Source organism: Xanthomonas sp. D-109, from assembly GCF_017746095.1.
In the GTDB taxonomy this organism is placed as follows: Bacteria; Pseudomonadota; Gammaproteobacteria; order Xanthomonadales; family Xanthomonadaceae; genus Xanthomonas_A; species Xanthomonas_A sacchari.
The window spans coordinates 343,839-352,924 of record NZ_JAGHWV010000006.1 but is presented as its reverse complement, the minus strand read 5'-3'; the positions used below and the strand labels follow the sequence as shown (position 1 = coordinate 352,924).

8 protein-coding genes are annotated in these 9,086 nt (G+C 70.9%); 5 read left to right on the top strand and 3 right to left on the bottom strand.

The annotated features are described in order from the left end of the window. Positions 1-322: 322 nt before the first annotated feature. Together J7357_RS07655 and J7357_RS07650 are read left to right on the top strand one after the other, a co-directional pair. Positions 323-1,765 carry an amino acid permease gene (locus J7357_RS07655; RefSeq protein ID WP_209245643.1) on the top strand — a complete coding sequence of 481 codons (1,443 nt, stop codon included), beginning with the start codon at positions 323-325 and terminating at the stop codon, positions 1,763-1,765. Further along, positions 1,762-2,493, top strand: coding sequence for a DUF6882 domain-containing protein (locus tag J7357_RS07650; RefSeq protein ID WP_209245642.1), 732 nt, complete (start codon positions 1,762-1,764; stop codon positions 2,491-2,493). The genes J7357_RS07655 and J7357_RS07650 overlap by 4 nt, the downstream gene beginning before the upstream one ends. Positions 2,494-2,538: 45 nt before the next feature. Here J7357_RS07650 and J7357_RS07645 read toward each other — a convergent pair whose 3' ends face one another. From J7357_RS07645 to J7357_RS07635, 3 genes are all read right to left on the bottom strand, one after another. Then, positions 2,539-2,940 (bottom strand): DUF2628 domain-containing protein, encoded by a 402-nt coding sequence (locus J7357_RS07645; RefSeq protein ID WP_010343033.1) that lies wholly within the window; start codon positions 2,938-2,940, stop codon positions 2,539-2,541. A 570-nt stretch (positions 2,941-3,510) separates the two neighbouring features. Then, positions 3,511-4,668, bottom strand: coding sequence for a glycerate kinase (locus tag J7357_RS07640; protein ID WP_209245641.1), 1,158 nt, complete (start codon positions 4,666-4,668; stop codon positions 3,511-3,513). 87 nt (positions 4,669-4,755) lie between these two features. Next, positions 4,756-5,937, bottom strand: a complete 1,182-nt coding sequence (locus J7357_RS07635; RefSeq protein WP_010343035.1) for a class I SAM-dependent rRNA methyltransferase — start codon at positions 5,935-5,937, stop codon at positions 4,756-4,758. A 258-nt stretch (positions 5,938-6,195) separates the two neighbouring features. On the opposite strand from J7357_RS07635, the gene J7357_RS07630 reads away from it, so the two are divergent. From J7357_RS07630 to J7357_RS07620, 3 genes are all read left to right on the top strand, one after another. Continuing rightward, the gene (locus J7357_RS07630; protein ID WP_010343036.1) at positions 6,196-7,149 is read left to right on the top strand and encodes a TerC family protein; all 954 of its coding nucleotides are present in this window, start codon (positions 6,196-6,198) and stop codon (positions 7,147-7,149) included. Positions 7,150-7,251: 102 nt separating this feature from the next. Then, positions 7,252-8,034: a rhomboid family intramembrane serine protease gene (locus J7357_RS07625; RefSeq protein ID WP_209245640.1), complete on the top strand. Its 783-nt coding sequence runs from the start codon at positions 7,252-7,254 to the stop codon at positions 8,032-8,034. 196 nt (positions 8,035-8,230) lie between these two features. Beyond that, positions 8,231-9,055, top strand: a complete 825-nt coding sequence (locus J7357_RS07620) for a phosphatase PAP2 family protein (protein WP_209245639.1) — start codon at positions 8,231-8,233, stop codon at positions 9,053-9,055. Positions 9,056-9,086: the final 31 nt, after the last annotated feature.

The window sequence follows — 9,086 nt, the reverse complement described above, 5'->3', positions numbered from 1 at the left end:
GGGTCCATCAGCACGGCCGCCAGCTCAAGGCGCATCTGCGCTGGCTGCTGCGGCCCGAGCGCGACTGAAGAGCGGATCCACGCACGATGGATGATGCGCCGTAGGAGCGGCTTCAGCCGCGACGGGCGTCACCGGGAACGCCCGTCGCGGCTGAAGCCGCTCCTACGAGACAGAGAGAGAGAGCGGTCTCCGCCGATAAGGCCGGATGTGCGCTTCGCATCGAGCCGCACAAGCGCCGTGCCATACCGCGCCACAGGCATAGCTTTGCTGCACCGCATTCGGCGACACTGCCGGGCTTGTCACTTCCGCACCCGAGGCCCGCATGTCGTTCCTGTTCCGGCGCAAGTCGCTCGACCTGGTCACCGTCCACGAGGCCGGCCGCCGGCTGGTGCCCTCGCTGAGCTGGCCGCATCTGGTGGCGCTGGGCATCGGCGCGATCGTCGGCACCGGCATCTACACCTTGATCGGGGTCGGCGCGCAACTGGCCGGGCCGGCGGTGCTGGTGTCCTTCGCGGTGGCCGGGGCGATCTGCGCCTGCGCGGCGCTGGCCTATGCGGAGATGGCGACGATGATGCCGGCCGCCGGCAGCGCCTACACCTACAGCTACGTCGCGCTGGGCGAGGCGATCGCCTGGGTGGTGGGCTGGAGCCTGATCCTGGAGTACTCGCTGGTGGTCAGCACGGTGGCGGTGGGCTGGTCCGGCTACTTCGTCGGCTTCCTGCATTGGGCCAGCGCGCAAAGCGGCATGGATCTGAACCTGCCGGCGGCGCTGACCGCCGGGCCGCACGCCGGCGGCATCGTCAACCTGCCGGCGGTGTTGATCACCTTCGCCGTGGCCGGCCTGCTGATGGCCGGCACCAAGGAAAGCGCCACGCTCAACGCGGTGCTGGTGGTGCTGAAGCTGATCGCCCTGGGCATCTTCGTGGCGGTGGCGCTGCCGGCGTTCCAGAGCGCCAACCTGCATCCGTTCATGCCCTACGGCTTCCCCAAGACGGTCGGTGCCGACGGCGTGGCGCACGGGGTCATGGCCGCGGCGGCCATCATCTTCTTCGCCTTCTACGGCTTCGATGCGATTTCCACCGCCGCCGAGGAAACCAAGAACCCCAAGCGCGACCTGGCGATCGGCATCGTCGGCTCGATGATCGGCTGCACCCTGATCTACATCCTGGTGGCGCTGGCCGCGGTCGGCGCGATGCGCTACGACGTGTTCGGCGCCAGCGCCGAGCCGCTGGCGCTGATCCTGCGCGAACTCGGCCACGGCAAGGCGGCGGCGGCGATCGGCGTGGTCGCGGTGATCGCGCTGCCGACCGTGCTGCTGGCGTTCCTGTACGGGCAGAGCCGGATCTTCTTCGTGATGTCGCGCGACGGTCTGCTGCCGCGCGGGCTGTCCAAGGTCAACGCGCGCACTGGCACGCCGGTGGCGACCACGCTGTTCACCGCGGCGCTGGTGGCGGCGCTGGCCGGCGTGGCGCGGCTGGACGAGATCGCCGCGCTGGCCAATGCCGGCACCCTGGCCGCCTTCATCGCCGTGGCCGCCTGCATGCTGGTCCTGCGCCGCCGCGAACCCGGCCGTGCCCGCACCTTCCGCACGCCGCTGGCGTGGCTGGTCGGGCCGCTGGCGATCGGCGGCTGCCTGTACCTGTTCTGGAGCCTGCCGGATACCACGAAGATCTGGTTCGGGTTGTGGAACGCGCTGGGCGTGGTCGCCTACCTGCTGTATGGCCGCCGCAACAGCCTGCTGCAGCGCGCGCAGACCCCGCGATGAGTCCGCAATTCCAAGCGGCCCTGGCACGCCACATCGGCAGTGCCTATGCCCGCCAACTGGCGCTGGCCGACGTGCTGGCCGAGCGTCGCTGGCAAGTGGACCTGGGCGAAGGCCGGGTGCACTTCGGCGAGGATCTGTCGTTTCCGTTGCAGTTGCTGGGCACGGCCGCCGAGGCCAGCGCCAGTTGGCTGTGGGCCTGGGCCAACACCGCCAGCAACCTGCCGCCGGCCCTGCTGACCGAGGCGACCGCGCTACGCGCATACGGCGAGCGCGAAGGCATCGAGGAGTTAGTCGAACCGTCCTCGGCAGTGGGCACGGACGCCGGCCACCATGTCGCCCTGCTCGCCGGCGCCCTGCGCGGGCGCTGCTACTACCGCGCGCCGTACGATGGCGGCGCGCTGTTCTTCCTGCTCGATGACGTGCCGGCCGCGGTCTTCGCGCCTTGCGACGACGCCCGCGTGCTGCGCCTGCTCGGCGAATTGCCGATGCAGTTCGAACTCGACCATCGCGCCATGACCGACGGCTTTCTGGCCGACCAGGGCTTTGCGCTGCAGCGCGACCCTGCGCAGACCGTGGCGACCCGCGGCGAAAGCCGCATCGTCCTGGCGTTCGATGCGCAGCAGCGCCTGACCAGCGTGCAGGGGCAACTGGCCCCGGTGCAGGCCACCGCCGCGGCGGTCACGCCGACATCGGCACCGGCCTGGCAGTTCTGGAAACGCAAGCGCTGACTGACGTGGCGGCGCAGCGCATGCTCGCGCCGCCACACCCGGCCATTACCACCAACGCACGCCCTCGAACGGGTTCCAGCTGACGCTGCCCTTGCGCTGGTCCAGGTAGTAGGCGTAGTTGGCGGCCATGCCGACCAGCAGCGAGTAGGCGATGCCCAGGCCGCGGCCGAGCGCGTCGGGCAGGAACGCCGCGACGATGCCCAGCACCAGCGAGATGCCGATCAGCCCCAGCGCCTTGCGCCACATGCCGAGGACGAAGAAGTAGATGAAGCCGAAGAACAGGGCGAAGAAGTTCATGTTGATCTTCAACCGCTCCATGAACGGCAGCGCCTTGAACGCGGCCTTGTACTCGGGCGTGGAGGGGGCGCCATACCGGTCGAAGAAGTCGAAGCGGAACTGCCACTTGGGGCTGAGCGGGGCGCGTTGCGGAAGATTGGGGGTTTCCATTGCGAGAGCATCCGTGTTGTAAACGTTTTCAGTTTACCTGAATGGGGCGGCGTGCGCCAAATGAGCGCGGGCTGCAGCACCAGTTTGGTGCGGGTATCGGGAGTTGGGAGTTGGGATTGGCAAAAGCGGGCTCAGCGCGGACCCACGCCTGCCAGGGACGGGCTCCCTTTCCCCTGTGACAACCGCCGTTTCATCGCGTCGGGACTGAAGTCCCTCCCACAGGGCTTGCCTGTGCATGGCGCGTCCGCTGGCGAAATGCCCCCTTGTGGGAGCGGCTTCAGCCGCGACGCGTGGGGCAGCGGTCCAGCGGGGCCCTGCGGTAACCACAGGCCATCGCGTCGGGACTGAAGTCCCTCCCACACGGCTTGCCTGCGCGTGGCGCATCCGCTGGCGAATACCCACCTGTGGGAGCGGCTTCAGCCGCGACGCGCGGGGCAACGGACTCACGGGTTCTGCGATAACCACCGGTCAGCGCGTCGGGACTGAAGTCCCTCCCACAGGGGCTGACGTATCGCGAACCAACGCCGCGGCTTGCAGTGCGCCGCCAAGCCGCACCAGCGGCACGGGCCGCTATTGCGTCCGGGAGCCGCCCAGGCGCTGGCCCAGCGCGATCGCCGCAGCCACGTTGCGCGCCGCCGCGCGCAGGGCATCCGCGGCGTCGGCCAGCGCGGCCTCGCGGGTGGACACCCGTTGCACCGCGCCGAACAACGCGTCGATCCCCTGCGCATGCAGGTCCGCCGCGCCGTCGCCCAGGCCGCCGGCGATGGCCAGCACCGGCACGCCGTGGCGTCGCGCGATGCGGGCGAGGCCGACCGGCACCTTGCCCTGCGCGCTCTGCCCGTCCAGGCGGCCCTCTCCGGTGACCAGCAGATCGGCGCCGGCCAGGTGCGCTTCCAGCCCCAGCACCTGCGCGACGATCTCCACGCCCGGGCGCAGGCGCGCGCCGAGAAAGGCGACCAGGGCCGCGCCGATGCCGCCGCCGGCGCCAGCGCCGGGCAGTTGCGCCACCGCCATGCCCAGGGTGCGTTCGATCGCCTCGGCGTAGTGCCGCAAGCCGGCATCGAGCTGGGCGACCATCGCCGGCGTGGCGCCTTTCTGCGGCCCGAACACCGCCGAGGCGCCGCTCGGCCCGGTCAGCGGGTTGTCGACGTCGCAGGCGACCTCGATGGTGCAGTCGCGCAGCCGCGGGTCCAGCCCGTCCAGGTCGATGCGCGCCAGCGCGCCCAGCGCCGCGCCGCCGGCGGCCAGGTCGCGGCCGTGCGTGTCCAGCAGGCGCACGCCCAGGGCCTGCGCCATGCCGGCGCCGCCGTCGTTGCTGGCGCTGCCGCCGATGCCGATCAGCAGCCGGCGCGCGCCGGCATCCAGCGCGGCCAGGATCAGTTCGCCGACGCCGCGGGTGCCGGTCAGGCGCGGATCGCGCACATGCGGCGGCACCAGCATCAGCCCGCTGGCCGCGGCCATCTCGATCAGCGCGGTGTCGCCGTCCTCGCTCAACCCGAACTGCGCCGCCACCGGTTCACCCAGCGGCCCGGTCACCGTGCAGGCGACCCGACGTCCACCAGCGCCGGCCACCAGCGCGTCCACCGTGCCCTCGCCGCCATCAGCGAACGGCAGCAGCACGTACTGTGCGTCCGGGAACATGCTGCGGAAGCCGGCCGCGATCTGCGCCGCGGCCTGCGCCGCCGACAGGCTCTCCTTGAATGCGTCCGGAGCGATGACGATCTTCATGCAGCGGCGGCGGCGAGCGCCGGCCGGCGCGCCCGAATCAGGCCGTCACGCAGGCATCGCGGTTCGGCCTGGCGCATGCGCGGCGCGCTAGTCCAGCACGCGGCAGAACACCGCCTTGAGGTAGCGCGATTCCTGCACGTGGGCCATGAACGGATGGTCGGCGCCGGCGCCGGCCACCTTCAGGATCTGGATGGTGCGGCCCGAGAAATAGGCGGCGCGGCGCAGCATGTCCAGGAACTCGTGCTCGGCGACCAGGCCGGTGCAGGAGAAGGTGGCGAACAGGCCGCCCGGGGCGACCACGCCCAGCGCCAGCTTGTTCATGTCCAGGTACTTCTTCAGCGCCGGGATCACCTGATCGCGGTCGCGGGTCATCTTGGCCGGGTCCAGGATCACCACGTCGTACTGGTCGCCGCGGGCAGCGGCGTCGCGCAGATACGGGAAGATGTCGGCCTGCACGAACTTGGGCCGCACGTCGTTGAGGCGGGCGTTGCCCTTGGCGATCTCGATCACGTCCTCGTCGATGTCCACGCCGACCACCTCGGTGGCGCCGCGGACCTTGGCGTAGACCGCGAAGCCGCCGGTGTTGCAGCACAGGTCGAGCACGCGTTTGCCCTCCACCTGCTGGCTCAGCCACTGCCGGTTCTCGCGCTGGTCGGCGAAGAAGCCGGTCTTGTGCGCGCCGGCCGGGTCGGCGCGGAAGCGCACGCCGTACTCGCTGATGATCGCCGGCTCCGGGCGCTCGCCGCTGCTGGACACCGGCCGGTAGTCGAAGCTCTCCTGCTTCTGCACGTGCTCCTCGGCGAAGCTGTAGAAGCGGGCGCCGGGGAACTGCGCGCGCAGCGCGGCGTAGATCCACTCGCGGTGGCGGAACATGCCGGCACTGAAGAATTCCACCACCAGCAGGTCGCCGTAGCGGTCCACCACCAGGCCGGACAGACCGTCGCCCTCGGCATGCACCACGCGCCAGGCATCGCTGACCGCGTCCAGCTTGAGCACGTCACGGCGCAGCGACACCGCCTCGGCGATCTTGCGCGCGAACCACGCTTCGTCGACCGCGATGTCGGGATGGGTCTCGAGGATGCGCACGGCGATGCGCGAGTGGCCGTTGTAGAAGCCGCGGCCGATCCAGTCGCCGTCCACCCCGACCACGTCCACCAGCGCGCCCGGCTTGGGCTTGGCGGCGGGTTTTTCGACCAGTTTCTGGAAGATCCAGGGATGGCTGGAGCGCCAGGCGTTCTTGAGGCGGACAACGGGCAGGGGACTATTCATGAACGCCATTGTAGCCGCCCCGATTGACGGCACCGCCGGCAGCCGCAAGAATGCGCGCAGAAGGGGAGTAGCTCCCGACGTTGTCGCCGTCAATTCGAGCCCGCGGGCTCCGGTGCAACGGCAACCGGTCCGCCGGTTGCGAGCGAGACCTTCGCCGCAGTGGCGAAGGCACCCTCTGGACGACATCCGTCGTCTCCGTCCGGAACGCCTCCGCCAACGCGGCCCCGAGGTTCCCTGTTCACTGACGGAAAATTCCCAATGGAAACGATAGGCAACGTGTGGTTGTGGGGCGGTTTCGCGATCGTGGTGGTCGTGGCGCTGCTGGCGGACCTGGTGCTGATGCGCCACGGCGGTCCGCACAAGGTCACCTTCAAGGAGGCGCTGTGGTGGAGCATCGGCTGGATCGCGCTGGCGCTGGCGTTCAACGCGGGCCTGTGGTGGTACCTGCGCGAGACCATCGACGTGGCCACCGGCAACCGCCTGGGGCTTGAGTTCCTGACCGGCTACCTGGTCGAGAAGTCGCTGGCGGTCGACAACATCTTCGTGTTCCTGATGATCATGAGCTACTTCGCGGTGCCGGAGGAGCAGCGCCAGCGCGTGCTGGTGATCGGCGTACTGGGCGCGATCGTGCTGCGCGCGGTGATGATCTTCGCCGGCTCGGTGCTGCTGACCAAGTTCCACTGGCTGCTGTACGTGTTCGGCGCGTTCCTGCTGCTGACCGGCATCAAGATGTGGTTCTCCGCGGGCAAGGAGCCGGACCTGGAAGCCAACCCGGTGCTGCGCTTCATGCGCAAGCACCTGCGCCTGACCCCGCAGTACCACGGCAACGCGCTGAGCGTGACCCAGGAAGGCAAGCGCTGGTTCACCCCGCTGTTCGCGGTGCTGATGCTGATCGCGATCACCGACGTGATCTTCGCGGTGGACAGCATCCCGGCGATCTTCGCGATCACCACCGACCCGTTCATCGTGCTGACCTCCAACGTGTTCGCGGTGTTGGGCCTGCGCGCGATGTTCTTCCTGCTGGCGGGCATGGCCGATCGCTTCCACCTGCTGCCCTACGGCCTGGCGATCGTGCTGGTGTTCATCGGCACCAAGATGCTGATCATCGACCTGTACAAGATCCCGGTGCTGGTGTCGCTGCTGGCGGTGGCGGTGGTGATCGGCGCCACCGTGGTGCTGAGCCTGCTGCGCCCGGCCAAGCCGGCGCACTGACCCGGCACCTGTGCCGCGGCCGCGGATTGTCCCGCGGCCGCGGCCAGTCCCTCCCACCGGCGGCGCCTTGCCTTGGTGGCGGGGCGCCGCCATCCAGGGAACATGGACACCTCTTCGCTCCCCTCGCCCACGCCCGAGCCCGATGCGCAGGGCCGCTTCGACCGCGCGCGGATCCTGCGCGCGTTCAATGTCAGCCTGGCCTTCGTGGCGGTGCTAGTGGCGGTGTTCGCCAGCCAGGGCCTGTTCGACTGGCGGCCCTGGGCGGTCGCACCGCACACGGCCGCCGGCCTGCTCGGCGTGCTCACCGCGCCGCTGTTACATGGCTCGCCGGAGCACCTGGGGGCCAATGCCGGCGCCCTGCTGATCCTGGGCACCCTGGCCGGCAGCGTGTATCCGCGCGCCACCCTGGCCGGGCTGCCCTTGCTGTGGCTGGGCTCGGGCCTGGGCGCCTGGTGGCTCGGCGATCCCGGCAGCCATCACCTGGGCGCCAGCGGTGTCGCCCACGGCCTGCTGTTCCTGGTGTTCGTACTGGCCTTGCTGCGCCGCGACCGCGCCGCGATCGCCGCCAGCATGATCGCCTTCCTGTTCTATGGCGGCATGCTGGTGACGGTGCTGCCGCACGAGGACGGGGTGTCCTGGCAATCGCACCTGGGCGGCGCGGTGGGCGGGGTGGTCGCGGCGCTGCTGCTGCGCCACCGCGATCCGCTGCCGCCGCGCAAGCGCTACAGCTGGGAGGACGAGGACGAGACCGACGACCTCCTCGCCGCCGACGACGAACTGGAACCGCCACCGCCGACCCAGGTGCCGGTGCTGTGGCAGCCGCCGTCGGCGCCGCGCGGGGTGGTGCTGCGCTTTCCGCCGCGTGGGGAGCGTGACGGGGGCTGAGGCGGGAAAGGTGCTTCCAGAAATACGCCAATCTGCATCCTCAGAAGCGGCTTCAGCCGCGACGCCTTCCCGGTAACGCCCGTCGCGGCTGAAGCCGCTCCTACCCGGGGTCGGGCGCCGCGGCATGCCGCGACGGGCCACCTGTCCCTGCGCCGCGCCGTACACTGACCGGTCCGCCGTCGCTGTCCGAGTTCGCATGTCCGTGTCGCCCGCCTGCCGTTTCCGCTCCGCCGCCGCCGTGCTGGCGCTCGCCCTGGCCGCCTGCAGCGGCCCCGCGCTGCGTGCGCCGGCGCCGGCCAAGGCCGTGGGCTACCTGCCGGCCACAGCGGTGCCGGACAGTCTGCGGTTGCTTCCGGCGCCGCCGGCGGCCGACTCGCCGGGCGAGGCGCTGGACCTGGCGATCAACCGCGAGGCGCTGGCCCTGCGCGGCAGCGCGCGCTGGCAGCAGGCCGCGCGCGATGCCGATCTGAGCTTCCCCAACGGCGCCGGCCAGTTCGCCTGCGCGCTGGGCGTGGCGATCGACGCGCAGCACACCCCGCACCTGTACACCCTGCTGGAGCGCAGCCGCATCGACGCCAGCGCCGCCACCAAGGCGGCCAAGCGCCAGTACCAGCGCGCGCGGCCGTTCCTGCGCAACCAGCAGGCGGTGTGCACCCCGGACGATCTGGACGACCTGCGCCAGAGCGGTTCCTATCCGTCGGGGCATAGCGCCATCGGCTGGGCCTGGGCGCTGACCCTGAGCGAGATCGCGCCCGAGCGCGCCGATGCGCTGATCACGCGCGGCCGCAACTACGGCGAGAGCCGGCTGGTGTGCAACGTGCACTGGCAGAGCGACGTGCTCGCCGGCCGGTTCATTGGCGCGGCCACGGTGGCGCGGCTGCACGACGATGCGGCCTTCCGCGCCGACCTGGCCGCGGCCCGCGGCGAGATCGCGGCCGCACGCGCGGCCGGGCGCGCGCCGGCCGGCGACTGCGCCGCGGAGGCCGGCGTCCTGCAGGTGCGGCCGGCCAGCGCGCTGTAGGCACGGCGTGCGGACCGCCTGCACCGCCCCT

Excerpts from the sequence above, each read along its gene's own strand:
- J7357_RS07655 (WP_209245643.1), top strand. The coding sequence starts at position 323 with ATGTCGTTCCTGTTCCGGCGCAAGTCGCTCGACCTGGTCACCGTCCAC.
- J7357_RS07650 (WP_209245642.1), top strand. The coding sequence starts at position 1,762 with ATGAGTCCGCAATTCCAAGCGGCCCTGGCACGCCACATCGGCAGTGCC.
- J7357_RS07645 (WP_010343033.1), bottom strand. The coding sequence starts at position 2,940 with ATGGAAACCCCCAATCTTCCGCAACGCGCCCCGCTCAGCCCCAAGTGG.
- J7357_RS07640 (WP_209245641.1), bottom strand. The coding sequence starts at position 4,668 with ATGAAGATCGTCATCGCTCCGGACGCATTCAAGGAGAGCCTGTCGGCG.
- J7357_RS07635 (WP_010343035.1), bottom strand. The coding sequence starts at position 5,937 with ATGAATAGTCCCCTGCCCGTTGTCCGCCTCAAGAACGCCTGGCGCTCC.
- J7357_RS07630 (WP_010343036.1), top strand. The coding sequence starts at position 6,196 with ATGGAAACGATAGGCAACGTGTGGTTGTGGGGCGGTTTCGCGATCGTG.
- J7357_RS07625 (WP_209245640.1), top strand. The coding sequence starts at position 7,252 with ATGGACACCTCTTCGCTCCCCTCGCCCACGCCCGAGCCCGATGCGCAG.
- J7357_RS07620 (WP_209245639.1), top strand. The coding sequence starts at position 8,231 with ATGTCCGTGTCGCCCGCCTGCCGTTTCCGCTCCGCCGCCGCCGTGCTG.